Source organism: Klebsiella sp. CN_Kp113 (assembly GCF_040064585.1).
In the GTDB taxonomy this organism is placed as follows: Bacteria; Pseudomonadota; Gammaproteobacteria; order Enterobacterales; family Enterobacteriaceae; genus Klebsiella; species Klebsiella michiganensis.
Genome location: NZ_JBEAID010000009.1, coordinates 165,059 through 189,181, shown reverse-complemented (window position 1 = coordinate 189,181; position 24,123 = coordinate 165,059). Strand labels below are relative to the sequence as shown.

At 55.6% G+C, this 24,123-nt stretch carries 25 protein-coding genes, 1 other RNA gene and 1 pseudogene; 12 read left to right on the top strand and 15 right to left on the bottom strand.

The window, feature by feature from the left end:
• A non-coding RNA gene (locus ABLV30_RS04280) (RtT sRNA) lies at nt 1-150 on the top strand; the annotation flags it as partial.
• Between the two features lie 403 nt (nt 151-553).
• Here the strand turns inward: ABLV30_RS04280 and ABLV30_RS04275 are convergent.
• Nucleotides 554-646, bottom strand: a pseudogene (locus ABLV30_RS04275) (hypothetical protein); the annotation flags it as partial.
• 81 nt (nt 647-727) lie between these two features.
• On the opposite strand from ABLV30_RS04275, the gene nadA reads away from it, so the two are divergent.
• Together nadA and pnuC are read left to right on the top strand one after the other, a co-directional pair.
• Entirely contained in the window at nt 728-1,771 is a 1,044-nt protein-coding gene (gene nadA / locus ABLV30_RS04270) for a quinolinate synthase NadA (protein ID WP_004848967.1), read from the top strand.
• Between the two features lie 35 nt (nt 1,772-1,806).
• On the top strand, nt 1,807-2,526 hold the full coding sequence (gene pnuC, locus ABLV30_RS04265; protein WP_049082690.1) for a nicotinamide riboside transporter PnuC: 720 nt from the start codon (nt 1,807-1,809) through the stop codon (nt 2,524-2,526).
• Here the strand turns inward: pnuC and zitB are convergent.
• Nucleotides 2,523-3,467, bottom strand: coding sequence for a CDF family zinc transporter ZitB (gene zitB / locus ABLV30_RS04260; RefSeq protein WP_014228460.1), 945 nt, complete (start codon nt 3,465-3,467; stop codon nt 2,523-2,525). The genes pnuC and zitB overlap by 4 nt on opposite strands.
• A 116-nt stretch (nt 3,468-3,583) precedes the next feature.
• A complete protein-coding gene (locus tag ABLV30_RS04255) occupies nt 3,584-3,955 on the bottom strand; it encodes a YbgS-like family protein (protein WP_025108131.1) in 372 nt (123 codons plus the stop codon).
• Nucleotides 3,956-4,269: 314 nt separating this feature from the next.
• On the opposite strand from ABLV30_RS04255, the gene aroG reads away from it, so the two are divergent.
• Entirely contained in the window at nt 4,270-5,322 is a 1,053-nt protein-coding gene (gene aroG / locus ABLV30_RS04250; protein WP_014228462.1) for a 3-deoxy-7-phosphoheptulonate synthase AroG, read from the top strand.
• 67 nt (nt 5,323-5,389) lie between these two features.
• Here aroG and gpmA read toward each other — a convergent pair whose 3' ends face one another.
• The 7 genes from gpmA to modE form a co-directional block, all read right to left on the bottom strand.
• Nucleotides 5,390-6,142, bottom strand: a complete 753-nt coding sequence (gpmA, locus tag ABLV30_RS04245) for a 2,3-diphosphoglycerate-dependent phosphoglycerate mutase (RefSeq protein ID WP_004100351.1) — start codon at nt 6,140-6,142, stop codon at nt 5,390-5,392.
• 256 nt (nt 6,143-6,398) lie between these two features.
• Nucleotides 6,399-7,442 carry a galactose-1-epimerase gene (galM, locus tag ABLV30_RS04240; RefSeq protein WP_265801456.1) on the bottom strand — a complete coding sequence of 348 codons (1,044 nt, stop codon included), beginning with the start codon at nt 7,440-7,442 and terminating at the stop codon, nt 6,399-6,401.
• Nucleotides 7,436-8,584, bottom strand: coding sequence for a galactokinase (gene galK, locus ABLV30_RS04235; protein WP_042944664.1), 1,149 nt, complete (start codon nt 8,582-8,584; stop codon nt 7,436-7,438). Before galK ends, galM begins: the two co-directional genes overlap by 7 nt.
• Before the next feature lie 2 nt (nt 8,585-8,586).
• Nucleotides 8,587-9,633 carry a galactose-1-phosphate uridylyltransferase gene (gene galT, locus ABLV30_RS04230; RefSeq protein WP_004848986.1) on the bottom strand — a complete coding sequence of 349 codons (1,047 nt, stop codon included), beginning with the start codon at nt 9,631-9,633 and terminating at the stop codon, nt 8,587-8,589.
• Between the two features lie 9 nt (nt 9,634-9,642).
• Nucleotides 9,643-10,659 carry a UDP-glucose 4-epimerase GalE gene (galE, locus tag ABLV30_RS04225; protein WP_004130603.1) on the bottom strand — a complete coding sequence of 339 codons (1,017 nt, stop codon included), beginning with the start codon at nt 10,657-10,659 and terminating at the stop codon, nt 9,643-9,645.
• Between the two features lie 211 nt (nt 10,660-10,870).
• Nucleotides 10,871-12,340: a molybdate ABC transporter ATP-binding protein ModF gene (modF, locus tag ABLV30_RS04220; RefSeq protein WP_046878471.1), complete on the bottom strand. Its 1,470-nt coding sequence runs from the start codon at nt 12,338-12,340 to the stop codon at nt 10,871-10,873.
• A 67-nt stretch (nt 12,341-12,407) separates the two neighbouring features.
• On the bottom strand, nt 12,408-13,196 hold the full coding sequence (modE, locus tag ABLV30_RS04215) for a molybdenum-dependent transcriptional regulator (protein ID WP_004848991.1): 789 nt from the start codon (nt 13,194-13,196) through the stop codon (nt 12,408-12,410).
• A 153-nt stretch (nt 13,197-13,349) separates the two neighbouring features.
• Here modE and ABLV30_RS04210 point away from each other — a divergent pair, with 153 nt between their 5' ends.
• The 4 genes from ABLV30_RS04210 to modC all read left to right on the top strand — a co-directional run bounded on the left by ABLV30_RS04210 (nt 13,350) and on the right by modC (nt 16,168).
• Nucleotides 13,350-13,499, top strand: coding sequence for an AcrZ family multidrug efflux pump-associated protein (locus tag ABLV30_RS04210; RefSeq protein WP_004848993.1), 150 nt, complete (start codon nt 13,350-13,352; stop codon nt 13,497-13,499).
• Nucleotides 13,500-13,644: 145 nt separating this feature from the next.
• Entirely contained in the window at nt 13,645-14,418 is a 774-nt protein-coding gene (gene modA / locus ABLV30_RS04205) for a molybdate ABC transporter substrate-binding protein (protein ID WP_265801453.1), read from the top strand.
• Nucleotides 14,418-15,107, top strand: coding sequence for a molybdate ABC transporter permease subunit (gene modB / locus ABLV30_RS04200; protein WP_004848997.1), 690 nt, complete (start codon nt 14,418-14,420; stop codon nt 15,105-15,107). The genes modA and modB overlap by 1 nt, the downstream gene beginning before the upstream one ends.
• Before the next feature lie 2 nt (nt 15,108-15,109).
• The gene (gene modC / locus ABLV30_RS04195) at nt 15,110-16,168 is read left to right on the top strand and encodes a molybdenum ABC transporter ATP-binding protein ModC (RefSeq protein ID WP_014228468.1); all 1,059 of its coding nucleotides are present in this window, start codon (nt 15,110-15,112) and stop codon (nt 16,166-16,168) included.
• On the opposite strand, the gene ABLV30_RS04190 is transcribed toward modC, so the two are convergent.
• On the bottom strand, nt 16,169-16,987 hold the full coding sequence (locus ABLV30_RS04190; RefSeq protein WP_048261177.1) for a pyridoxal phosphatase: 819 nt from the start codon (nt 16,985-16,987) through the stop codon (nt 16,169-16,171).
• A 221-nt stretch (nt 16,988-17,208) separates the two neighbouring features.
• Here ABLV30_RS04190 and pgl point away from each other — a divergent pair, with 221 nt between their 5' ends.
• The gene (gene pgl / locus ABLV30_RS04185) at nt 17,209-18,204 is read left to right on the top strand and encodes a 6-phosphogluconolactonase (RefSeq protein WP_014228470.1); all 996 of its coding nucleotides are present in this window, start codon (nt 17,209-17,211) and stop codon (nt 18,202-18,204) included.
• 58 nt (nt 18,205-18,262) lie between these two features.
• On the opposite strand, the gene ABLV30_RS04180 is transcribed toward pgl, so the two are convergent.
• Nucleotides 18,263-18,739 carry a GNAT family N-acetyltransferase gene (locus ABLV30_RS04180; RefSeq protein ID WP_049102786.1) on the bottom strand — a complete coding sequence of 159 codons (477 nt, stop codon included), beginning with the start codon at nt 18,737-18,739 and terminating at the stop codon, nt 18,263-18,265.
• Between the two features lie 133 nt (nt 18,740-18,872).
• On the opposite strand from ABLV30_RS04180, the gene ABLV30_RS04175 reads away from it, so the two are divergent.
• The gene (locus ABLV30_RS04175; RefSeq protein ID WP_265801449.1) at nt 18,873-20,342 is read left to right on the top strand and encodes a PLP-dependent aminotransferase family protein; all 1,470 of its coding nucleotides are present in this window, start codon (nt 18,873-18,875) and stop codon (nt 20,340-20,342) included.
• Between the two features lie 243 nt (nt 20,343-20,585).
• Here the strand turns inward: ABLV30_RS04175 and ABLV30_RS04170 are convergent, their stop codons facing one another.
• The 3 genes from ABLV30_RS04170 to ycgZ all read right to left on the bottom strand — a co-directional run bounded on the left by ABLV30_RS04170 (nt 20,586) and on the right by ycgZ (nt 21,594).
• Complete coding sequence (locus ABLV30_RS04170) at nt 20,586-20,852, bottom strand: biofilm development regulator YmgB/AriR family protein (protein WP_004849010.1); 267 nt, start codon at nt 20,850-20,852, stop codon at nt 20,586-20,588.
• Nucleotides 20,853-20,906: 54 nt separating this feature from the next.
• On the bottom strand, nt 20,907-21,230 hold the full coding sequence (locus ABLV30_RS04165) for a hypothetical protein (protein WP_025108124.1): 324 nt from the start codon (nt 21,228-21,230) through the stop codon (nt 20,907-20,909).
• Nucleotides 21,231-21,351: 121 nt separating this feature from the next.
• On the bottom strand, nt 21,352-21,594 hold the full coding sequence (ycgZ, locus tag ABLV30_RS04160) for a regulatory protein YcgZ (RefSeq protein WP_004849015.1): 243 nt from the start codon (nt 21,592-21,594) through the stop codon (nt 21,352-21,354).
• Between the two features lie 335 nt (nt 21,595-21,929).
• Here ycgZ and ABLV30_RS04155 point away from each other — a divergent pair, with 335 nt between their 5' ends.
• Together ABLV30_RS04155 and ABLV30_RS04150 are read left to right on the top strand one after the other, a co-directional pair.
• Nucleotides 21,930-23,153 carry a diguanylate phosphodiesterase gene (locus ABLV30_RS04155; RefSeq protein WP_064374985.1) on the top strand — a complete coding sequence of 408 codons (1,224 nt, stop codon included), beginning with the start codon at nt 21,930-21,932 and terminating at the stop codon, nt 23,151-23,153.
• Nucleotides 23,154-23,342: 189 nt separating this feature from the next.
• Nucleotides 23,343-24,074 carry a MerR family transcriptional regulator gene (locus tag ABLV30_RS04150; protein ID WP_014228475.1) on the top strand — a complete coding sequence of 244 codons (732 nt, stop codon included), beginning with the start codon at nt 23,343-23,345 and terminating at the stop codon, nt 24,072-24,074.
• Nucleotides 24,075-24,123: the final 49 nt, after the last annotated feature.

The window sequence follows — 24,123 nt, the reverse complement described above, 5'->3', positions numbered from 1 at the left end:
GCAGTTGACTTTTAATCAATTGGTCGCAGGTTCGAATCCTGCACGACCCACCAATTTAACATCAAACTCAGATGTTAAGCGTGAAGGATAACGTTGCGTCAGCAACGGCCCGTAGGGCGAGCGAAGCGAGTCATCCTGCACGACCCACCAATGTAAAAAAGCGCCCTAAAGGCGCTTTTTTGCTATCTGCCATTTCCTCGAAAATCACAACAATCCGCAATACCTTAATGCTGCGTTATTCTACCGTCGCGCTGCGTTTACCGTGGCTACAATTGGCACAGGCCAGTAGCCCGGACAGATGCGTAGCATCGCCTCCGGGAAATGTGCCGGGCCTGATGCCTTTGCGTGGCTTCGTCCCGGGGGCGGCGCTTGACGCGCCTTGCCCGGGCTACAGATTCGTGCGTTCTGCAGGTTTAGCAGCCCGGACAGATGCGCAGCATCGCCTCCGGGAAATGTGCCGGGCCTGATGCCTTTGCGTGGCTTCATCCCGGGGGCGGCGCTTGACGCGCTTTGCCCGGGCTACAGATTCGTGCGTTCTGCAGGTTTGGCAGCCCGGACAGATGCGCAGCATCGCCTCCGGGAAATGCTCTCTGTGGGAAAAATTCCTCACGACATTTTCTGCACAATCGGCTATCTTGTTTAGCATATAAAACACCACGACCGGTTAATACCTTTCTTCAGGCATTATTACGGTCTGAAAGTTAAGCCAGTGAAACGAGACTGCAAGATGAGCGTAATGTTTGACCCGGAAGCGGCGATTTATCCTTTTCCTCCGAAGCCCATGCCGTTAAACCGCGATGAGAAGCACTTTTATCGCGAAAAAATAAAACGCCTGCTGCGCGAGCGCGATGCGGTGATGGTGGCCCATTACTATACCGACCCCGAAATTCAGCAGCTGGCCGAAGAGACCGGCGGCTGTATCTCCGATTCCCTGGAGATGGCGCGCTTCGGCGCCCGACATTCTGCCTCGACGCTGTTGGTCGCTGGCGTGCGCTTTATGGGAGAAACGGCGAAAATCCTCAGCCCGGAAAAAACCATCCTGATGCCCACGCTTCACGCGGAGTGCTCGCTCGATCTGGGCTGCCCGATCGAGGAGTTTAGCGCTTTCTGCGATGCGCATCCGGATCGTACGGTCGTGGTCTACGCCAATACTTCAGCGGCGGTAAAGGCGCGCGCCGACTGGGTTGTGACGTCGAGCATCGCCGTGGAACTCATTGAGCATCTTGATAGCATGGGTGAAAAAATCATCTGGGCGCCGGACCGCCATTTAGGCAGCTATGTGCAGAAACAGACCGGCGCCGACGTACTGTGCTGGCAGGGCGCCTGCATCGTTCATGATGAATTCAAAACTCAAGCGCTGGCGAGAATGCGGGCGCTTTATCCGCAGGCCGCGGTTCTGGTTCACCCGGAATCACCGCAGGCGATTGTCGATATGGCTGACGCGGTGGGGTCAACCAGCCAGTTGATCAATGCCGCTAAAACGCTGCCGCACAAGCAGCTCATCGTCGCCACCGACCGCGGCATTTTCTACAAAATGCAGCAGGCGGTACCGGAAAAAGAGCTGCTGGAAGCGCCTACGGCAGGCGAAGGGGCAACCTGTCGCAGCTGCGCCCACTGTCCGTGGATGGCGATGAACGGCCTGCAGGCGATTGCGGAAGGGCTGGAAAAGGGAGGCGTTGAACATGAAATTCACGTTGATGAACAGCTGCGAACCGGGGCGCTGGTTCCGCTAAACAGAATGCTCGATTTTGCGGCTACACTTCGGGGATAGCTCATTACTGCGTTACAGAACGCTCTGGGGATAAGATGGATTTTTTTAGTACGCAGAACATATTAGTGCATATACCCATTGGCGCCGGAGGATATGACCTGTCGTGGATTGAAGCGGTAGGCACCGTCGCAGGATTGCTGTGCATCTGGCTGGCGAGCCTGGAGAAGATTGCCAACTATGTCTTTGGGCTGATCAACGTCACGCTGTTTGCCATTATCTTCTTTCAGATCCAGCTCTACGCCAGCCTTCTGCTGCAGATCTTTTTCTTCGCGGCCAACGTCTACGGCTGGTACGCCTGGTCACGACAAACCAGCGATAACCAGGCGGAACTGCAAATCCGCTGGCTGCCGCTGCCGAAAGCGTTAGGCTGGCTGGCGGCCTGCGTGGTGGCGATTGGCCTGATGACGGTATTTATCGATCCGGTTTTTGCGTTTCTGACCAGGATTGCCGTCGCGCTGATGCACACCCTGGGCCTGCAGGTTGCTATGCCGGCGCTGCAGCCAGACGCGTTCCCGTTCTGGGACTCCTGCATGATGGTTCTCTCGGTTGCGGCGATGATCCTGATGACGCGCAAATACGTCGAAAACTGGCTGCTGTGGGTGATTATCAACGTCATCAGCGTGGTTATTTTCGCCCTGCAGGGCGTTTATGCGATGTCGCTCGAATATCTGCTGCTGACCTTCATCGCCCTCAACGGCAGCCGTATGTGGATTAACAGCGCGCGTGAGCGCGGCTCTCACGCGTTTTCCCGCTAATGGTGATGATGATGTCCATGCCCGGCGTGCGTCATGTTCAGACGGCACTCCGGGCCGCTGCAGGGCTGATACTCCATCTGAACCGTAATGTGTTCAATTTCATACTTATGCTGTAAGAAGCCCTGGATTCGTTCAAGCAGGCCGTCGTGATCGTGCGGCGGTACCACCTGCACGTGCAGCGTCATCACCGTTTTTTCTCCAACCAGCCACGCATGAACGTGGTGTACGTCGCGAACTTCAGGTATCGAGCGGCGCAAATCGCGCTTTAAGGCGTCGACGTCAAGCGAACGCGGCGCGCCCTCCAGCAGCTCATTAACGCTCTCCTGCAGCAAACGCCATGCGCTGCGCAGAACCAGGCACGATACCAGCACGGACAGAATAGGATCGATAGGCGTCCAGCCGGTGGTGATGATCACGATTGCGGCAATAATGGCCCCAACCGAACCGAGTAGATCCCCCAGCACATGCAGAGCGGCGGCCCGCACGTTGAGGTTACGCTCTTCACTGCCGCGATGGAGGATCCAGAAGGCCAGAATATTGGCCAGCAGGCCGGCAACGGCGATGATCATCATGGTTTTACCGGCTACCGGTTGCGGATGATGAAAACGCTGAATGGCCTCCCAGACGATTAATATCGTAATGACCACTAAGGCGATAGCATTGAGAAAGGCCGCCAGCGTGGTCAGCCGCAGCCAGCCAAAGGTGTGTTGAGCATTAGGCGGGCGACTGGCGAAACGCACGGCCAGAAAGGCGAACAGCAGCGCTGCGGCGTCCGTCAGCATATGCCCGGCATCGGCCAGCAGCGCCAGCGAACCTGAAATGAGTCCGCCTGCAACCTCAACCAACATGAATCCGGCCGTGACGCAGAACGCCAGCAGCAGCCGACGGGCATTATTATCTTCGGTGGATTGCGGAGAATTATGCGAGTGTGATTGCCCCATGGTGCCATCCCTACATTATTATTTTGATGATTACTTTATGACATGATTCACCTCTTGGGGTGAAAAAATGAAAAAAGGAGAGCCTTAGCTCTCCTTCCGGGCGGATACCGCGCAGATTATTGGGTGGTACCGTCGGTTTTCGTCGCCTCGTCCTGGCCGACCTTTTTATCGGTATCCGGGCAGCGGCCATCTTTGCACATTGAGTTCTTGTGGACTTCATCGCTCGACATCCCGTCGTGGTTCATGGTGGAGCCGTTGGGGTGGAGCATGGTGCCGCCGGTATCGGTGGAACCGGCGTTAATTTTACCGTTGTCCACGTTGTTTGGCGCCACGTTTTCACGCGCGTCGGGGGCAACCTGACCCGCGTCGGCTGCCGAATTGGCCTGCCCGTTGTTCGACTGCGCGCCGGTATCGGCGGCCAGCGCCGCGCCGCTGGCCAGGCCCAGGGTTGCTGCGAGGAGAAGACTGGTTAGCTTGTTCATTTTCATTGGATGCTCCTGTTATATCGATTTACCGAATTACCTCTTCCAACAGTGCATTGCCGGAGGTTCTACTCGTTGTGGTTAAAGCTTCGCTGTTAGCGAGCGGCATTAATATATAATGCTGAATGCTAAAGAAAATTAAGTTCTAACAGTTAAAAATTATAGCTTGTGGCCACTATTCCGCGACTTTATGGCGTTTTTTAGCCTATTTCCAGGAATATTCTGCCGCTAGTGTAAAATCACGTTTACACTTTTTGAGTGAAGAGATAGATTGGAGGGATTGCATTTAACTAGATAAGTATGGCAACGCTGGAAATAAGATGAATTATCAGAACGACGATTTACGCATTAAAGAGATCAACGAATTATTACCTCCCGTTGCGCTCCTGGAAAAATTCCCCGCTACCGAAAACGCCGCCAACACCGTTGCGCATGCGCGCAAAGCGATCCACCAGATCCTTAAAGGTCATGACGATCGGCTGCTGGTCGTGATCGGTCCATGCTCCATTCACGATCCGGCGGCGGCAAAAGAGTATGCCGAGCGTCTGCTCGCGCTTCGCGAAGAGCTTAAAGGCGAGCTGGAAATCGTGATGCGCGTGTATTTTGAAAAACCGCGCACCACCGTGGGCTGGAAAGGGCTGATCAACGATCCGCATATGGATAACAGCTTCCGCATCAACGATGGTCTGCGGATCGCGCGCAAGCTGCTGCTTGATATTAACGACAGCGGACTGCCAGCGGCCGGGGAGTTCCTCGATATGATCACCCCGCAGTATCTTGCCGACCTGATGAGCTGGGGCGCGATTGGCGCGCGTACCACCGAGTCACAGGTGCACCGCGAACTCTCTTCCGGCCTCTCCTGCCCGGTAGGCTTTAAAAACGGCACAGATGGCACCATTAAAGTCGCTATCGACGCCATCAATGCCGCCGGCGCGCCGCACTGTTTCCTGTCGGTGACCAAATGGGGACATTCGGCGATTGTGAACACCAGCGGCAATAGCGATTGCCATATTATCCTGCGCGGCGGTAAAGAGCCGAACTACAGCGCGCAGCACGTGGCAGAAGTGAAGGTGGGTCTGGCGAAAGCAGGCCTGCCCGCTCAGATCATGATCGATTTCAGCCATGCCAACTCCAGCAAACAGTTTAAAAAGCAGATGGATGTCGGCACAGACGTATGCCAGCAGGTTGCCGGCGGCGAGCGGGCGATTATGGGCGTGATGATCGAAAGCCATCTGGTGGAAGGCAATCAGAGCCTCGACAGCGGTGAGCCGCTGGCCTACGGTAAAAGCATTACTGATGCCTGTATCGGATGGGAAGATACCGATACGCTGCTTCGTCAGCTGGCGAATGCGGTAAAAGCGCGCCGCGGTTAGGTTTTACGGCGAGTCTCAAAATAAAAAAGCGTGGAGGGTTCCACGCTTTTTTTACATCCCGCGAAAATTACTTCGCTTTACCCTGGTTCGCTACGGCAGCGGCTTTCGCGGCGATCTCGTCGGCGTTACCCAGATAGTAATGTTTAATAGGCTTGAAGTTCTCGTCGAACTCATACACCAGCGGTACGCCGGTCGGGATGTTCAGTTCGAGGATCTCTGCTTCGCCCATGTTGTCGAGGTATTTCACCAGCGCGCGCAGGGAGTTACCGTGAGCGGCAATAATCACGCGCTCACCGCTTTTCAGACGCGGCAGAATGGTTTCATTCCAGTACGGTACGACGCGGTCGATGGTCAGCGCCAGGCTCTCGGTGGTAGGCAGCTCAGCGTCGGTCAGTTTTGCATAGCGCGGATCGTGACCCGGGTAGCGCTCGTCGTCTTTGGTCAGCTCCGGCGGCGTTACCGCAAAGCCGCGACGCCACTGCTTAACCTGCTCGTCACCGTATTTTTCAGCGGTTTCCGCTTTGTTGAGGCCCTGCAGCGCACCGTAGTGACGCTCGTTCAGTTTCCAGGACTTTTCTACCGGCAGCCAGGCCTGATCCAGTTCGTCCAGCACGTTCCACAGGGTGTGGATGGCACGTTTCAGCACAGAGGTATAAGCAAAGTCGAAGCTGAAGCCTTCTTCTTTCAGCAGCTTACCGGCCGCTTTTGCTTCACCCACGCCTTTTTCAGACAGGTCAACGTCATACCAACCGGTGAAACGGTTTTCGTTGTTCCATTGGCTTTCGCCGTGACGAACGAGTACCAGCTTAGTTACAGCCATACACTTACTCCTCAATACACGTCATCTTTCTCGCCGCCTTGATGCGACCCGAAATCTGTAGTGTGTATATTTATTGATTGATAACTATTCTCATTATATTGCCGCGACTTACCTCACGGCAATGCTTATCCCTAACCATAGCGAAAATAGTCGCTCAGTGTAAGGTGCTTGTAAAACAGAGGTTATGTTTTTGTCTGTAAGTGGCGTATTTTTCAGCGAAAGGATAAAAAAAGCCCTCCATCAGGAGGGCTGGGTATTATTTCGCAATAAACTGATATTCCGTCAGGCTGACGTACTCTTCGCCGGGGCGCAGTACGCAGTCCGGCTGCGGCCATTCCGGATGGTTCGGTGAATCCGGCAGGAACTCGCTCTCCAGAGCCAGACCTTGCCAGTCAGCGTAAGGCTGCGCCGTGCGCGACGGCGTGCCGGCCAAATAGTTGCCGGAGTAGAACTGCAGCGCCGGAGCGGAGGTATAGACCGTCATCTGCAGCTTTTCGTCCTGCGACCAGACGTGAGCCGCCGGGCTTTTGGCATCGCCCAGCGCCTGGAGCAGAAAGGCGTGGTCGTAACCTTTAACCTTTTGCTGGTCTTCATCGCGCAGGAAATCGTCCGCCAGCATCTTCGGCGTGCGGAAATCGAAGCTGGTCAGGGTGACGTTTTGCAAATCGCCTCCCGGAATACCGTCGCTCTCAACGGGCAGATACGCATCGCCAAAGATTTGCAGCTTATGGCTACGCACGTCGCTCTGCACGCCATCAAGATTGAAATAGACGTGGTTGGTCAGGTTTACCGGGCAGGGCTGATCAACGGTGGCGCGATACTCGATGGAGATGCGATTATCGTCGGTCAGCCGGTAGTGCGCCGTAGCCGTCAGATTGCCGGGGAACCCCTGATCGCCATCGTGGGAGGAGAGTGAAAACAGCGCGTGACGATCGTCGGCGCTGACAATCTGCCAGCGGCGCTTATCAAAACCTTCAGGACCGCCGTGCAGCTGATGGCCGGCCTCGTTGGAGGGCGTCAGATTAACGCTACGGCCATCAAGGGAAAAGCGGCTGTTGGCGATACGGTTCGCGTAACGGCCTACGGAAGCGCCGAGATAGGCGGCCTGGCGCGTATAGTCGCCAGGGGTCGCGCAGCCGAGCAGCGCTTCGCGTACGCTGCCGTCGGCCAGCGTCACGCGCGCGGAGAGCAGCGTCGCGCCCCAGTCCATTACGGTGACCGTCATGCCTGCGTCGTTACGCAGGGTGAGGAGATTCCACGGCTGGCCGTCCGGCGCCAGCTCCGTTGTTGGGTTTAGCATTGTCCAGCTCCCTGCGACGGTTTGCAGACGTAAAAGGTCTCTTTGATACCGGTTTTCGCTTCATACTCTTTGGCAACGGCCTGCTGTACGGTCTCGACCAGATCTTCCGGCACCAGGGCGACGATACAGCCGCCGAAACCGCCGCCGGTCATGCGAACGCCGCCTTTATCGCCGATGGTCGCCTTGACGATGTCCACCAGGGTATCAATCTGCGGGACGGTGATTTCAAAATCATCGCGCATGGAGGCGTGGGATTCCGCCATCAGCTCGCCCATCCGCAGCAGGTCGCCTTTTTCCAGCGCCGCGGCGGCTTCTACGGTGCGGGCGTTTTCAGTCAGCACGTGGCGAACGCGTTGGGCGACCACCGGGTCAAGCTCATGGGCGACGGCGTTGAACTCTTGCAACGTGACGTCGCGCAGGGCCGGCTGCTGGAAGAAACGCGCGCCGGTTTCACACTGTTCGCGGCGAGTGTTGTATTCGCTGCCGACCAGAGTGCGCTTAAAGTTACTGTTAATAATCACCACCGCGACGCCTTTCGGCATCGAGACCGCTTTGGTCCCCAAGGAGCGGCAGTCGATCAGCAGCGCGTGATCTTTTTTACCGAGCGCGGAGATCAGCTGGTCCATAATGCCGCAGTTGCAGCCGACGAACTGGTTTTCCGCTTCCTGGCCGTTCAGCGCGATTTGCGCGCCGTCGAGCGGCAGATGGTACAGCTGCTGGAACACGGTGCCGACGGCGACTTCCAGCGAAGCCGAAGAGCTTAACCCCGCGCCCTGCGGCACGTTGCCGCTGATGACCAGATCCGCGCCGCCGAAAGCGTTATTCCGCTGCTGGAGATGCTTCACCACGCCGCGGACATAGTTTGACCACTGCTGGGCATCGTGGCTGGTAATCGGCGAGTCGAGAGAGAATTCATCGGTCTGATTGTCGTAATCGGCGGCAATCACCCGCACGGTACGATCGTCGCGCGGCGCACAGGCGATGACCGTCTGGTAATCAATAGCGCAGGGCAGCACGAACCCATCGTTATAGTCGGTATGCTCGCCGATCAGGTTAACGCGGCCAGGGGCCTGGATAACATGGCTGGCCGGATAGCCAAATTTCTCAGCAAACAGGGCTTGGGTTTTCTCTTTCAGACTCATGGTTATACTCCGGATTCGCGAAAATGGACGTCGCTCACAGCGCGCAGACGTTCGGCGGCCTGCTCGGCCGTCAGGTCACGCTGGGTTTCAGCCAGCATTTCATAGCCGACCATAAATTTACGCACCGTCGCGGAGCGCAGCAGCGGCGGATAAAAATGCGCGTGCAGCTGCCAGTGATTATTCTCTTCATCGTTAAACGGCGCGCCGTGCCAGCCCATAGAGTAGGGGAATGAGCACTGGAACAGGTTGTCGTAACGGCTGGTCAGCTTTTTCAGCGCCAGCGCGAGGTCGCTGCGCTGGTCATCGGTTAAATCAGTCAGGCGCTGTACGTGCGCTTTCGGCAACAGCAGCGTCTCGAAGGGCCACGCTGCCCAGTAAGGGACCACCGCGAGCCAGTGTTCGGTCTCGACGACGGTGCGGCTACCGTCGGCTAATTCGCGCTGCGCGTAATCCACCAGCATCGGCGCGCCGTGCTCGGTGAAGTACGCTTTTTGCAGACGATCTTCGCGTTCCGCCTCGTTAGGCAGAAAGCTGTTTGCCCACACCTGGCCATGCGGATGTGGGTTGGAGCAGCCCATTGCCGCGCCTTTATTTTCAAAGACCTGCACCCACGGGTAGGTTTTCCCGAGGTCGGCGGTCTGCTCCTGCCACGTTTTAACCACGCCTTCCAGCGCCTCTACGCTCAGTTCCGGCAGCGTTTTGCTGTGGTCTGGCGAGAAGCAGATGACCCGGCTGGTACCACGGGCGCTCTGACAGCGCATAAGCGGGTCGTCGCTTTCCGGGGCGTCAGGGGTATCGGTCATCAAAGCCGCAAAGTCATTGGTAAAAACAAACGTACCGGTGTAGTTCGGGTTTTTGTCGCCGGTGACGCGGGTATTACCCGGGCACAGGAAACAGTCCGGGTCGTGCGCGGGCAAGGTCTGTTTTGCCGGCGTTTCCTGCGCCCCCTGCCAGGGGCGCTTGGCGCGATGCGGAGAAACCAGAATCCACTGCCCGGTTAACGGGTTATAACGACGATGTGGATGGTCGACGGGGTTAAATACGCTCATGAAGGTTCCTTAGTCGGGATAACCCTGCGGATGACGGGACTGCCAGTGCCAGGTGTCTTGCGCCATTTCGTCAAGGTTGCGCGTCACGCGCCAGTTCAGCTCGCGATCGGCCTTTTCAGCGTCCGCCCAGTAGGCCGGGAGGTCGCCTTCGCGGCGCGGTGCGAAGTGGTAGTTAATCGGTTTGCCGCAGGCTTTGCTAAATGCGTTGACCACGTCGAGCACGCTGCTGCCGACGCCTGCGCCAAGGTTGTAGATATGCACGCCGGCTTTATCGGCCAGTTTTTCCATCGCCGCGACGTGGCCGTCTGCCAGGTCCATCACGTGAATGTAGTCGCGCACGCCGGTGCCATCTTCGGTTGGGTAGTCGTTGCCGAATACCGCCAGCGATTCACGGCGGCCAACCGCGACCTGCGCGATATACGGCATCAGGTTGTTCGGAATACCCTGCGGATCTTCCCCCATATCGCCCGACGGATGCGCGCCGACCGGGTTGAAGTAGCGCAGCAGCGCGATGCTCCAGTCCGGCTGTGCTTTTTGCAGGTCGGTCAGGATCTGCTCAACCATCAGCTTGCTTTTACCGTAAGGGCTCTGAGGCGTACCGGTCGGGAAGCTTTCGACGTAAGGGATTTTGGGCTGGTCGCCGTAGACGGTCGCGGAGGAGCTGAAAATAAAGTTTTTCACGCCCGCGGCGCGCATGGCGGAAACGAGTTTCAGTGTGCCGGTTACGTTGTTGTCGTAGTACTCCAGCGGCTTAGCGACGGATTCCCCGACGGCTTTCAGGCCGGCGAAATGGATCACCGCTTCAATGGCGTGATCGTGGAGAATTTCCGTCATCAGCGCTTCGTTACGAATGTCGCCTTCGACAAAGGTGGCGCTTTTCCCGCCGAGACGTTCAATGATTGGCAATACGCTGCGCTTACTGTTGCAGAGATTGTCGAGAATAATCACTTCGTGTCCCTGCAGTAGCAGTTGAACGCAGGTGTGACTTCCAATGTAACCGCTACCACCTGTAACCAGTACTTTCATGATTCGCTCCAATAGGCTTATCGTGTGAGAAGAAGATAGCATACCAAAGAAGCCAAAAGTGTGACACAGGCCAAATTGGTGGAATCGTTTACACTAAAATTTTTAAACAGCCCATTTGAGTTTTTTTGTTTTAAAAACAGGGTGATGTTATGTCTGGTAGCTATTATTCTGAAAAAAACAGGGATCAGCAGACCCCTGTACAGGCTTAATTTTACAGCGGATCCAGCTGGTAAGTGTAACCGTCTCCACTACTCACAAAGGCCAGTCGGTGGGTGATACAGTCCGGGGCGTCTTCGGCGTGATGAGAGACAAACAGCAGCTGCGTCGCCCCTTCGCCAATCAGCACATCAACGAAGCGGCGCACCAGCTGGCGGTTGAGCGGGTCCAGCCCCTGCAGCGGTTCGTCAAGGATCAGCAGAGTGGGATGTTTGACCAGGGCGCGGACGATCAGCGCCAGCCGCTGCTGCCCCCAGGAGAGGCTATGGAACGGCGCATCGGCGGTGCGTTTGTCGATACCCAGAATATCCAGCCAGTTCTGCACCAGCTTATGCTGCTTGTCAGATACGGCCTGATAGATGCCGATTGAGTCGAAGTAGCCGGAGAGAATCACGTTACGCACGTTGGTGCTGACGCGGTATTCAAGGTGCAGGCTGCTGCTGACGTAGCCAATATGCTTTTTGATATCCCAGATGGTTTCACCGCTGCCGCGGCGGCGGCCAAACAGGGTCAGGTCGTTGCTGTATCCCTGAGGATGGTCGCCGGTAATCAGGCTGAGCAGCGTGGATTTACCGGCGCCGTTGGGGCCGACTATCTGCCAGTGTTCGCCAGGGTTCACCGTCCAGCTCAGGCGGTTAATGATCGGACGATCGTTGTACGAAACCACGCCGTCGTTCAGCACGATGAGCGGCGCTTCGGCGTCCAGCGCAAGACGCGCTGCCGGTGCGTCCGGCTCCGGCAGCGTCATGCCGTCAAGCTTTTCGCTATGGGCGAGCTGGGCAATAAGCGCCTGCTGCAGCAGGGCCTGCTTTTCGCCGGTTTCGCTCAGCACGCAGTCCGCCAGCACCCCGGCATACTGAACGAACGCCGGGATCTCGTCAAAACGATTGAGGACCAGCACCAGGGTGATACCTTCGCCGTTCAGCGCGGCCAACATCCCGGCGAGCTGCTGGCGCGAGGCGACATCAAGACCGTCGAACGGCTCATCAAGAATAAGCAGGTCGGGATCGCCCATCAGCGCCTGGCACAGCAGGGTCTTGCGCGTTTCGCCGGTAGAGAGATATTTAAAACGGCGTTCGAGCAGGTGGCTAATTGCAAACTGTTCAGCAAGGCGGGCGCAGCGGGAGGGGTCTTTAAACTCATCCTGGATAATTTCCGCCGTCGTGCGGCCGGTGTCTTCTTCTCCCGGGCTGAGCAAATCGGTGTTATTGCGCTGCCACTCATCGCTGACCAGCTTTTGCAACTGCTCAAAAGAGAGACGGGTGATGCGCGAGAAGGTGCACTCACGCTGCCCGCTTAGCAGGGTCAGCTCGCCGGAGAGCGCCCGCGCAAGCGCCGATTTCCCGCTGCCGTTGCTGCCGACGAAAGCCCAGCTCTCGCCAGCCTGCACGCGGAGGTGTTCAATATTTAACGTTTTTGTATCGCTAAGACGAAACGTGCCTTGCGAAATTTGCAACAATGACATTGTGTATCCCACTTTTTGCAGCGATTTGTTTCAGGGATACGTCTTCGCGAGCGCAATGTCAATGCCGTTAGCACAACGTGGCAAGAATGATGCGATCGGCATTAAAATATGCTATCACCTCCGCCCCTTCCGCCAGATCGCGCGTCTGTTCCACCGGCAGGGTGGCGCAAAGGCTCTGCCCATCCGGGAGCGCCATCAGCACTTCACACTGTTCCGGCCCGCGTTCGATGTGGTTGATACGTCCGGCCAGCTGGTTGTCGGCCCGTTCCGCCTGTGCGGCATCCTGAGTAATGCCAACCCACGGCGCTTTCAGCAGCACCAGTACCTCCTGGCCTTCCTCAAGGCCCAGACGATCGGCGCTTTGGGCGGTAATCGCGACCTTAAAGCGGGTTTGGCCGTCGGCCAGCAGAACGTCAACGTGCTGCTGGACCTGCTGATGGTCGCGGCCGGTAATGGTGCCAAACCACTGGTTGCGCGCGCTGGTCTGCAGAGAGAATCGCGAAATGGCAGCCAGCAGGCTGTCGAGGGGAAGGGCGTCATCATCGCTCAGGACATCGAATGCTTTCTGCTGAATCTGCGCCAGCAGGTCGTAGAGCTGAATCAGCCGCTGCCCGTAGCGGGTGAGGACCGCGCCGCCGCCGCCTTTGCCACCGGTCGCCCGGTCAACCAGGGTCTGCTCGCTGAGCTGATTCATTTCATTAATCGCATCCCAGGCGCTTTTATAGCTAATGCCCGCGTTTTTTGCCCCCTGGCTAATCGAGCCGGTCTGTTCAATCTGTTTCAGCAGGGCGATACGGCGAGGATCGGCGAACAGGCGCTGCTGTAATTTGAGGGTAAGAAGAATTTCAGCCTGCATAATCATATCCTGATGAAAAAGGATATTGTGACCGATAGCGGTCATCTTGCAAGATGCATCTCTCACGGTGGCCTGCGGGGCACCGCACAAATGGGGCGTGTTTTTCCGGCTGAATTGGTTACAATAAACTATTCGTACTTTCTGGAGCCAACCATGTTAGAGCTATTGAAAAGTCTGGTTTTTGCCGTAGTCATGGTCCCTGTGGTGATGGCGGTCATTCTGGGCCTGATTTACGGGCTGGGCGAAGTGTTTAACCTCTTCTCCGGAGCCGGTCATAAAGACAGCAGACCGCAAAATCACTGATTTCCCCCGCGCCCGGTTCTGCCGGGCGTCCTTATTTCTTCCCCCCCTCCATTTTTCGAACGCTGATTACCCCTAATTTTCGCTGGGAAAAACCTGGCGCTATCGTTATATTGTCTATTACATAACGAACCGACGGGAGATTCAGATGACAGGTCAATGGTTACGCTTTTTTGCCGGAGCAACGTTAACGCTCTCCATTGCGGGCCACGCGCTGGCGGAAGAGGGCAAAGTGACGGTTTTTGCCGCGGCATCGCTCACCAACGCCATGCAGGATATCGCCAAAGAGTATAAAAAAGAGAAGGGCGTGGAGGTGGTTTCTTCATTTGCCTCTTCATCGACCCTGGCACGGCAGATTGAAGCGGGGGCGCCGGCGGATCTGTTTATCTCCGCCGATCAAAAATGGATGGATTACGCGGTCGAGAAAAAGAGCATTGATACCGCCTCGCGCGCGACCCTTCTCGGTAACAGCCTGGTTGTCGTGGCGCCAAAAGCCAGCGCGCAGGGCGAGATAAACATCAGTGATAAAACCGACTGGACCAGCCTGCTGAAAGGCGGCCGCCTGGCCGTAGGTGACCCGGAACACGTGCCTGCTGGCATCTATGCGAAAGAGGCGCTGCAAAAGCTGGGAGCCTGGGAAACCCTGTCGCCGAAGCTGGCGCCGGCAGAAGACGTGCGCGGCGCGCTGGCCCTGGTTGAACGCAGCGAAGCGCCGCTGGGGATCGTTTACGGCTCCGATGCGGTCGCCAGCAAGGGGGTAAAAGTTGTCGGTACCTTCCCGGAAGATTCGCATAAGAAAGTGGAATATCCGCTGGCAATCGTCGACGGCCATACAAATGCCACGGTCAGCGCGTTTTATGACTATTTAAAAGGGCCGGAAGCGTCCGCCATCTTTACACGTTACGGATTTACTACCCACTAATGTTCTTAAGCGATCCTGAATGGCAGGCGGTACTGCTGAGCCTGAAAGTCTCCTCCCTGGCGGTGGTACTGAGCTTGCCTTTTGGCATCTTTTTCTCCTGGCTGCTGGTGCGACGAGATTTTCCCGGTAAAGCGCTGCTCGATAGCATTCTCCACCTGCCGCTGGTATTGCCACCGGTGGTGGTAGGGTATCTCTTGCTGATCGCGATGGGGCGACGCGGTTTTATCGGCAGCTGGCTGTATGACTGGTTTGGTCTGAGCTTTGCGTTTAGCTGGCGCGGCGCGGTACTGGCGGCGGCGGTGATGTCCTTTCCGCTGATGGTGCGGGCCATTCGCCTCGCGCTGGAAGGGGTGGACATCAAGCTCGAGCAGGCGGCGCGTACCCTCGGCGCTGGCCGCTGGCGGGTGTTTTTCACTATTACGTTACCGTTGACGCTACCCGGCATTATCGTTGGCACCGTGCTGGCTTTCGCCCGCTCGCTGGGCGAATTTGGCGCCACCATCACGTTTGTTTCCAATATTCCCGGCGAAACGCGCACCATCCCTTCGGCCATGTATACCCTGATCCAGACCCCCGGGGGAGAAGGTGCGGCCGCGCGTTTATGCTTGATTTCGATTGCGCTGGCGCTGGTATCGCTGCTGATTTCCGAATGGCTGGCCCGCCTCAGCCGTCAGCGGATGGGGAAATAAACATGCTTGAGCTCGATTTTACCCAGACGCTGGGTACCCACTGTCTGCAAATTTGCGAGACGCTTCCCGCCAGCGGCATTACGGCGGTGTTCGGCGTCTCCGGCGCGGGTAAAACCTCGCTGATTAACGCCATTAGCGGCCTGACGCGCCCGCAGCAGGGGCGCATCGTCCTCAACGGCAGGGTGCTGAACGACGTTGATAAAGGTATCTGCCTGGCGCCGGAAAAGCGCCGCATTGGCTACGTTTTTCAGGACGCGCGCCTGTTTCCGCACTATAAAGTGCGCGGCAATCTGCAATATGGCATGGCAAAGTCTATGGCGGCGCAGTTTGACAAGCTGGTGGCGCTGCTCGGCATTGCGCCGCTGCTTGACCGCCTGCCGGGCGGCCTCTCCGGTGGGGAGAAGCAGCGGGTGGCGATTGGCCGGGCGCTGCTTACCGCGCCGGAGCTGCTGCTGCTGGATGAGCCGCTGGCATCGCTGGATATTCCGCGCAAGCGCGAGCTGTTGCCCTATCTGCAGCGTCTGGCGCGTGAAATCAAGATCCCGATGCTGTACGTTAGCCACTCTCTGGATGAAATCCAGCATCTGGCGGATAACGTGCTGGTGCTGGAAGAGGGGAAAGTGAAAGCCTTTGGCTGTCTGGAAGAGGTGTGGAGCAGCAGCGTGATGCACCCCTGGCTTCCCCAGGAGCAGCAAAGCACGATCCTGAACGTGACCGTTGCCGCTCAGCATCCGCAGTATGCCATGACCGCGCTGGCGCTGGGGGATCGGCAGATATGGGTTAACCGTCTTGACAGGCCGCAGGGCGAAAGCGCGCGGATCCGCATTCAGGCCTCGGACGTTTCTCTGGTACTGCAGCCCGCTCAGCAAACCAGTATCCGCAATATTTTACCCGCGCAGGTCATGCAGTGTATTGAAAGTCATGGGCAGGTTGAGGTCAGGCTGGAGATAAGCGGTCGTACCCTGTGGGCGCGCATCAGCCCCTGGGCTCGCGATGAGCTGGGGGTGACCCCGGGCCAGCGGCTGTATGCGCAGATAAAAAGCGTGTCGATAGCCGCCTGATTACAGCAGGTGGCGATAGATGTAGTCGGCGATGCTGGTGGTTTCGTTTTCACCGATCACCACGTTGGCGCGCGCTTTGACCTCTTCCACCGCGTTGCCCATCGCCACGCCGGTACCGGCGGCTTCCAGCATGCTGAGGTCGTTATAGTTGTCGCCGAAGGCGATAACATCCTGCATCGCCAGGCCCTGCGACGCGACCCACTGCGCCAGGCGTTTACCTTTGCTGTTGCCTTCCCGGGCAATGTCCACCTGATCGTGCCACGACCATTCGCACTCCAGACCCAGCGTCTGGCCAACGTGTTGGGCAAAGCGCTGCAGTTTGGCGGTATCTTCATCGGTCAGGGCGAATTTCCACACGGCGTTAACTTCCCGGGCCGCCTGCGCCAGAGAATCGACCTGAGTGAATACCGGACGCTGCTCGACGGGGAGCGATTGCGCCCAGCTGGCGGTGCGGATAACGTGCCCGGTCGGCTGCTCGTACAGCATGGCGTCATCGACGTACATCAGGCCGTGAATATCATGCTCGTTCAGCATTTCCGTCAGGCTCAGGGCTTTATCTACCGGCATCGGGTCGGATTCAAGCACCTTTTTTGCATGATAATCATACAAATAAGTGCCATTGCAGCAAATTGCAGGTGTATCCAGCGCCAGCGCCTGATAAAAAGGATGGATAGCGACGTGATGTCGGCCGGTGACGACGATGATCTGATATCCCGCGTCTTTGGCGCGAGCCAGCGCATCGAGCGAGGCGGGGAGGATGGTCTTTTTGCCGGTTAAGAGCGTGCCGTCTAAATCGAGGGCAATCACGCGTGAGGTCATGGGTTGTTTCCGGTTAATGATGAAAAGTTAGCAGGCTATGATGGTACACCGCTGTGCCATTCCGGCAAACTTTTCAGCATCTACCGCTAAAGAGCCGATACACTTGATCTTTCAGGCTGCCAGGAGGCAACCTGAAGAGCGTTGTGTATGCATATTGTGTTTTTCAGGGTGTCGTTAGTCTGAAAAATGAAATTTCCACGTGCAGTGAGGAAGGAGTATTCATGAAACAAACCGTTTATACCGCCAGCCCGGAAAGCCAGCAGATTCACGTCTGGGATCTGGATCTTGAGGGGAAACTGACCCTGGTGCAGGTTGTTGATGCCCCGGGCCAGGTGCAGCCGATGGTGGTGAGCCCGAACAAAGAGTTTCTCTACGTCGGCGTGCGTCCGGAGTTTCGCGTACTGGCCTACCGCATTGCGCCCGATAATGGCGCCCTGACTTTCGCCGGCGAAGCCGCGCTGCCGGGTAGCCCAACGCATATTTCTACCGATCGTCAGGGGCGCTTTGTGTTCAGCGCTTCCTATAACGCGGGCTGCGTGAGCGTTACGCCGCTGGTGGACGGCCTGCCGCGAGAAGCGGTGGCGGTGGTTGAAGGTCTGGAAGGCTGCCACTCGGCAAATATCTCGCCCGATAATCGCACCCTGTGGGTACCGGCGCTGAAGCAGGATCGTATCTGCCTGTTTACCCTGAGCGACGACGGTTTCCTCGCAGAACAGGAGCCGGCTGAAGTGACCACCGTTGAAGGCGCGGGCCCGCGTCACATGGTGTTCCATCCGAATCAGCAATACGGCTACTGCGTCAACGAACTGAACAGCTCCGTTGACGTCTGGGAGCTGAAAGATCCGTACGGAAAAATCGAATGCGTGCAGACGCTGGACATGATGCCGCCTGATTTTGCCGGCGTGCGCTGGGCGGCTGATATCCATCTGACCCCGGATGGCCGTCATCTCTACGCCTGCGATCGTACCGCCAGCATTATCACTATCTTCAGCGTCTCGGAAGACGGCAGCGTGCTGTCCATCGAAGGCTATCAGAATACCGAGACCCAGCCGCGCGGCTTTAACCTCGATCATAGCGGCAAATATCTGATCGCCGCCGGTCAGAAATCGCATCATATCGCGGTGTATGAAATCAAAGGCGAGCAGGGGCTGCTCCAGGAAAAAGGGCGCTATGCCGTAGGCCAGGGCCCGATGTGGGTCGTGGTCAACGCTCGCTAAGTTCTCTGTCAGTGACGAAACCTCGCCGCGGCGAGGTTTTTTTACGCCTGCGCAGGGGCTACTTCACCCGCATACGATACTCAATCATGCCGCTTTTCTCCGCGACCCAGTTATACAGACGCTGGCCCCGAAGGTTGGTCTCATGCGTGTGCCAGTACAGGCTGGCTGCGTGACGTTTGCGCGCCTGCAGCTGAACATACTCAATCAGCTGCTTGCCGATATGCTGACCGCGAACGGCCGGGTCAACGAAGAGGTCCTCCAGATAGCAGTAGTCGCTTTCGGCCCAGGTGGAGCGGTGGAAGAGATAATGTACGAAACCCACTATCCTGCCTTCCTGTTTTGCCACTGCGCAGAACATCGGTTCGGCGGGATGGAAAAAGCGCTTCCAGGTGAGCTGCGTGATGGTTTCCGGGATGTCGACGCGATAAAACGTCTGGTAGCTTTTCCACAGCGGCAGCCACTGGGCAAAGTCGCTTTCAGCCGCGGTGTGGAGGGTTACCTGCGCGAGGTTAACGTCGGTTTTGTTGCTATTCATGGCTGTTCCTTATTTTTATCAACCGGGTGATTTGACCTGGCGCTATGGTAGGTGCTGTTCTGGTTCCTAAAAAGTGACACTTTCTGTATATTTATAGGATCCACTTTTATGCCGTCGATGCCCGCTGCCGCTCATGCCAAAACCCATTGCCCCTCTGTTTCAGGAACTGTTATTAGCCCGCGGCGTGATTAAAGATCAGGTCTACCACGCCCTGCGTCAGGCGATTCTGGATGGCCGATTGTCGGCGGGTTCAAAAATCCCCTCCAGCCGGGCGCTGGCTGAGATGATGGCGATCTCGCGAAACTCGGTTATTGCCGGTTTTGACCGCCTGATGGATGAGGGGTACCTCGTCACGCGCAAGGGGGCGGGCACCTTTGTCTGCGAGCATATCCCGGATAACCTCATTAGCGAGTATGACGCGTCGACGCCGCCCGAAACGGTAATAGCCGCCGCAGGGCCGCTTAATCCTGATGTCGCCGCTCTGGTGTCATCATGGTCAGAAAGAGAGGACAGCGGCGAAATGCGTCAGGTTTTTGCCGTCGGTATCGGCTGTACCGATCTCTTCCCTCATGCTTTATGGGGGCGGCTGCTGGGGCGCGTCTGGCGGCAATCGCGTCGTGAGCTGGGAGCGCACGCCACGCCCTATGGATATCAACCTCTACGCCAGGCGATTAGTCGCTATATTCAGGCGACGCGCGGCGTCAATTGCCACGAAGATCGGGTGATCATTGTCAACGGTATTCAGCAAGCGCTTTCCATCACCGCTCAGGCTTTACTGGAAAAGGGCGATGAAGTCTGGCTCGACGATCCCGGATACAACGGCGCCCGCGGCGCATTCGCCGCCAGGGGAGCGGTGGTCCGGCCCGTTCGGGTTGACGAGGAGGGCATGGATATTCAGGATGGCATTCGCCATTACCCGCAAGCTAAGCTGGTCTATACCGCGCCGTCGCACCAGTTCCCGCTCAGTGGAACGCTTAGCCTGCCCAGAAGGCTCGCCTTACTGGAATGGGCGGAAGCCCATCGGGCGTGGATATTTGAAGACGATTACAATAGCGAATTCCGCTATGCCGCCCGCTCTCTGCAGGCGTTACAGGGGTTAGATAATCATCAGCGCGTCATCTACGCGGGCACATTTTCTAAGATGATGTATCCGGAGTTCCGGCTGGGCTTTTTAGTGGTCCCCGAGCATTTGCGTGAACAGTTTGCCATGACGAAATATTACACCGATCTCTGTAGTGGATATCTCGAACAGGCCGTCCTGGCCCGTTTCATCAGCGAGGGGCACTATGCCAGCCACGTCCGTCGTATTCGCAAAGCCTATTTTGAGCGTAAAAGCGCGCTGGAGGCGGCGATTGCACGCTACTTTGCCGGGCGCATGGTCGTACATCCAACGGATTCGGGTATTCACATAGTCTGCTGGCTATCAGCGGGTTTAAAGGCAGAAGAGGTCGTCGCTAAGGCGCGCCAGCCAGGTTTCGGCGTGCAGACGTTTGAGCGCTATTGTCAGCGGCCGATGTCGCGCGAAGGAGTTCTATTCGGTTTTGCAAACCATCCCCCAGCGGTTTTGACCGAGGGAATTCGCCGCCTGGCTGCGATGTTTTAGCTCAGCAATACGGGAAATATTTTGCAGGGGATTAATGGCATTCATTGCCGGATTATATTGCAGACAATGATTATCTTTTTGGAAAACCTGCCCCGTCCTGATTATTCATCTGACAACAGGGGCAGAGTTTTAAAAAGAGAGATACCGCGCCTGGATTTAACGTATATCCACGGCTTCTGTAATAATATAACCATTCGCTTAGCGATATGTGACTTCCCTGTTTAATTACAGCCGGTTAATAAATCAGATATCATCCATGGTGTAGCTGACGACGATTTCCAGGGTTTTGCGGATTACGTCTGCAGTTACGACATCGCTGGTGGTTTCCAGCGCCGTAATTAACCACAAAATAATCGCCTTGTTGCTGAGGTGACCCTCAGACTCAAGGATGCTGCTGATAGCCAGCGACATCACCGCTGATTCATCGATCAGTCTGTCGCCTGCGTTGCGGAAATATTCAGAGAGTGCGGTATCGTTCAGGCCTGCGTAAATATCCGGTTGCTGATGCATAGTCTGTCTCATCATATTCTCTACTTTGTAAGTTAAACATTAGACCAGTAGTGGTCAGTGTATTTTATTCGTACCTGGCTGCTGAGGAGAACCTAATAACGAATTCGGCTCATCCCAATTATGCTTAGCGCCTGAAGTACCCACGGTATTGTTTTTTCCACGGCGAGCTACCATATTACTGATTTCATCGATAATACGCCCAAGTGCATTCCGCCGTTTTTTATCCTGTTCCCCAGCCTGCATGGCCTGGAGTTTCCCGATCAGTGCTTGTTTACTAATAGGCCCCTTATTTTTGAGTAGAGAGAGGACAGCCTCTCCAATCAATAAATCGGTTAGTGGATCATAATCATTGCGATTCATAACGGTATCTCTGATCATTGTCATCTCCTTGACTGGGAATTTAGTAGCAAGCCGGTAATCCGTGTCAGATACTGGCCCATCCCTTATATTTCCTCATTCAGTAACGACTTAAATCACCAGATAGCTGAAGCCACTTTTATCACTGATGCTCAAACAAGAGACCAATCAACGTTTGATAATGGTTTTCTTCTTCAGGTTCTGAAGCCACTTCAAGGCGACCCAGCAGTTTCGTACACAGGGATTTGCGATTCAGGTTGCGTCCTTCATTAAGGATATCCATTACAATCTGCCCTAACGTCTCCTGCTGCGAAGGTAACGACGCTTTATTGAAGTAGTGGGCAATAGCGTTAGCCGTGTCAGGAATGTAACCGTTCTGCTGCATATGTGCTCCTGTAAGTTCAATTATCAGTGAAGTTGCGATTAAAGTTATACAATGTTTATCAACTTGTACATAGGAAATGGAAAAAATATGTTAATTTTCTTAATGTTTTTTATAACATATTGATTTATATGGTTTTAAAATTGTACAAATCTTAAGGTAAACATCGAGTGGAGATGTACGAATTGTACAGGTATACAGGAAGGCAAGAACGCCAGCGAAAAGAGGGTGTTAATGTGATTTATTTGTTAATGATTCGGGCGCTTTTACAGGACTTATGCGGGTAGACCTGCTACTGTAATATCTTATTAGCTTTCATCTCTTCTGTCGGAAACTTCATGCTCACTACCATTATTTATCGCAGCCATATCTGCGACAACGTGTCAATTAAATCGCTCGAAAGCATGGTTGCTGAAGCAAATGTCAAAAATAGTCAGGAAAACGTGTCGGGTATTCTGCTTTTTAACGGCACCCACTTTTTTCAGCTATTAGAAGGACCTGAAGAGAAGGTTGAGGAAATTTACCGTCTTATCTGCGCAGACCCGCGGCACCATAACCTCGTGGAGCTGCTCAGGGATCATGGACCGATGCGGCGCTTTGGTAAAATTGGCATGGAACTCTTTGATTTACGAGAGTTTGACCGCGATGAAGTGCTGCAGGCTGTGCTGGATAAAGGGACCACAAAATATCAGCTCACCTATGACGACAGAGCGCTCCATTTTTTCCGTACCTTCGTCGAAGCCACGGAAAAGGAAAACTATTACGAAATTCCTGAGGCTGAAAGCTGGGAGTTTGTGATAGAAGACGCTGCCTGCTACCCTGAAACTCCGCTGCAAGAGGCCGAATGCAGCTTTGCTTTTCAGCCGGTCATCGATCCGTTTGCCAAAGAGGTCGTCTCCTACGAAGCGCTGCTGCGCACGACTTCCGGTGATTCGCCAGCGGTCTATTTTGACGGACTTTCGCGAGAGGAAATCTACTGGACGGATCTCCACAGCAAGCGCATTGCCTTCGCCATGGCGGGACTTTTGCACCTCCGTGGACGCACGTTGTCGATTAATCTGCTGCCCATGACGCTGGTGAATGTTCCCAACGCTGTCGAATTTCTGTTAGCGGAAATTGAAGCCAGCGGTTTGATCCCTGAGCAAATTATTGTGGAATTTACCGAAAGCGAAGCCATTTCCCGTCTTGATGAATTCACCGATTCCGTACGTAAGCTCAAGTCTGCGGGAATTCGCGTGGCTATCGATCATTTTGGCGCCGGGTTTGCCGGGCTGTTGCTGCTGGCTCAGTTTCAGCCGGACCGCATCAAGATTAATCGCCAGCTGGTCAAAGATATCCATAAGCACGGCCCAAAACAGGCAATCGTTCAGGCGATTATTAAATGCTGTCATTCCCTGGAAATCGCCATTTCTGCGGTGGGTATCGAGCAGGCGGAGGAGTGGATGTGGCTGGAGTCAGCGGGGATTACGCATTTCCAGGGAAATTTATTTGCCAGTCCGTGTCTGGGAGGCATTCCGCCGGTAGCATGGCCAGAGAAAAAAGTAGCGTGTGAGCTTCTTTAAATTTTGACCCCGGCTCAGCGCAGCGTGTCGGTTAAAAAGCGGTGTATAACGGTAAAATAAGCCCTGTTTTTTTGCCCAGTATATCGGCGCCCGACCTGTTTATTTTAGCTGTACAAGAAAAGTTAATTGTACAACCAGGCTAAATTCGTTAATTTAGTCGGTAAAGTATTATCAGGTTAGAGGGCGCTAATGGCATATTACAGCATCGGTGAAGTTGCCGAACGTTGCGGAATCAACCCCGTGACTTTGCGTGCATGGCAGCGAAGATATGGTTTGCTAAAGCCGCAGAGAAGCGAGGGAGGACACCGCCAGTTTGACGAGGAGGACGTTCAGCGCATTGAGGAAATCAAACGCTGGATCGATCGCGGGGTCTCCGTGGGCAAGGTTAAGGCGCTTCTGGAAGGCCATCAACCTGAAACGCAAGACGCTGCCGTCCTGCTCCAGGAAGAGATGATGACGCTTCTGCGAGGTGTTCAGCCCTCAAAATTACGCACCCGCATCATGTCCCTCAGCCATGAATATCCCGTAGATAAACTGATTGACCGGCTCTTTGTCCCCGTCCGCAGTAAGCTCAATCTCGATCCGAACACCTCCATGGCGATTATCAGTATGCTGGACGGTATCCTGATTGATTGCGTAGCGTCCATTCTTGCGGAATCGCGCAAAAAGGTGGGGAAAGAGACGCTGTTGGTGGGGTGGGGTAATGAAGACCGTACCCGTCTGTGGCTGGAAGCGTGGCGTTTATCGCAGCGCGCCTGGCACGTCAACGTGCTGGCGGAGCCGCTGGATTCTCCTCGCCCGGAACTGTTTCCTGGTCAGCACATTTTTGTCTGGACCGGCCGCGCGCTGACCCCCTTGCAGGCAGAATTACTTAGCCACTGGCAAAGCCAGGGCTTCACCATTGAGTTTCACGGAGAGTAAGCGTCTTAGAGGGTTAGCAGCGGAACATTTTTAGAGATGTTATTCCGCC

Excerpts from the sequence above, each read along its gene's own strand:
- nadA (WP_004848967.1), top strand. The coding sequence starts at position 728 with ATGAGCGTAATGTTTGACCCGGAAGCGGCGATTTATCCTTTTCCTCCG.
- pnuC (WP_049082690.1), top strand. The coding sequence starts at position 1,807 with ATGGATTTTTTTAGTACGCAGAACATATTAGTGCATATACCCATTGGC.
- zitB (WP_014228460.1), bottom strand. The coding sequence starts at position 3,467 with ATGGGGCAATCACACTCGCATAATTCTCCGCAATCCACCGAAGATAAT.
- ABLV30_RS04255 (WP_025108131.1), bottom strand. The coding sequence starts at position 3,955 with ATGAAAATGAACAAGCTAACCAGTCTTCTCCTCGCAGCAACCCTGGGC.
- aroG (WP_014228462.1), top strand. The coding sequence starts at position 4,270 with ATGAATTATCAGAACGACGATTTACGCATTAAAGAGATCAACGAATTA.
- gpmA (WP_004100351.1), bottom strand. The coding sequence starts at position 6,142 with ATGGCTGTAACTAAGCTGGTACTCGTTCGTCACGGCGAAAGCCAATGG.
- galM (WP_265801456.1), bottom strand. The coding sequence starts at position 7,442 with ATGCTAAACCCAACAACGGAGCTGGCGCCGGACGGCCAGCCGTGGAAT.
- galK (WP_042944664.1), bottom strand. The coding sequence starts at position 8,584 with ATGAGTCTGAAAGAGAAAACCCAAGCCCTGTTTGCTGAGAAATTTGGC.
- galT (WP_004848986.1), bottom strand. The coding sequence starts at position 9,633 with ATGAGCGTATTTAACCCCGTCGACCATCCACATCGTCGTTATAACCCG.
- galE (WP_004130603.1), bottom strand. The coding sequence starts at position 10,659 with ATGAAAGTACTGGTTACAGGTGGTAGCGGTTACATTGGAAGTCACACC.
- modF (WP_046878471.1), bottom strand. The coding sequence starts at position 12,340 with ATGTCATTGTTGCAAATTTCGCAAGGCACGTTTCGTCTTAGCGATACA.
- modE (WP_004848991.1), bottom strand. The coding sequence starts at position 13,196 with ATGCAGGCTGAAATTCTTCTTACCCTCAAATTACAGCAGCGCCTGTTC.
- ABLV30_RS04210 (WP_004848993.1), top strand. The coding sequence starts at position 13,350 with ATGTTAGAGCTATTGAAAAGTCTGGTTTTTGCCGTAGTCATGGTCCCT.
- modA (WP_265801453.1), top strand. The coding sequence starts at position 13,645 with ATGACAGGTCAATGGTTACGCTTTTTTGCCGGAGCAACGTTAACGCTC.
- modB (WP_004848997.1), top strand. The coding sequence starts at position 14,418 with ATGTTCTTAAGCGATCCTGAATGGCAGGCGGTACTGCTGAGCCTGAAA.
- modC (WP_014228468.1), top strand. The coding sequence starts at position 15,110 with ATGCTTGAGCTCGATTTTACCCAGACGCTGGGTACCCACTGTCTGCAA.
- ABLV30_RS04190 (WP_048261177.1), bottom strand. The coding sequence starts at position 16,987 with ATGACCTCACGCGTGATTGCCCTCGATTTAGACGGCACGCTCTTAACC.
- pgl (WP_014228470.1), top strand. The coding sequence starts at position 17,209 with ATGAAACAAACCGTTTATACCGCCAGCCCGGAAAGCCAGCAGATTCAC.
- ABLV30_RS04180 (WP_049102786.1), bottom strand. The coding sequence starts at position 18,739 with ATGAATAGCAACAAAACCGACGTTAACCTCGCGCAGGTAACCCTCCAC.
- ABLV30_RS04175 (WP_265801449.1), top strand. The coding sequence starts at position 18,873 with ATGCCAAAACCCATTGCCCCTCTGTTTCAGGAACTGTTATTAGCCCGC.
- ABLV30_RS04170 (WP_004849010.1), bottom strand. The coding sequence starts at position 20,852 with ATGCATCAGCAACCGGATATTTACGCAGGCCTGAACGATACCGCACTC.
- ABLV30_RS04165 (WP_025108124.1), bottom strand. The coding sequence starts at position 21,230 with ATGATCAGAGATACCGTTATGAATCGCAATGATTATGATCCACTAACC.
- ycgZ (WP_004849015.1), bottom strand. The coding sequence starts at position 21,594 with ATGCAGCAGAACGGTTACATTCCTGACACGGCTAACGCTATTGCCCAC.
- ABLV30_RS04155 (WP_064374985.1), top strand. The coding sequence starts at position 21,930 with ATGCTCACTACCATTATTTATCGCAGCCATATCTGCGACAACGTGTCA.
- ABLV30_RS04150 (WP_014228475.1), top strand. The coding sequence starts at position 23,343 with ATGGCATATTACAGCATCGGTGAAGTTGCCGAACGTTGCGGAATCAAC.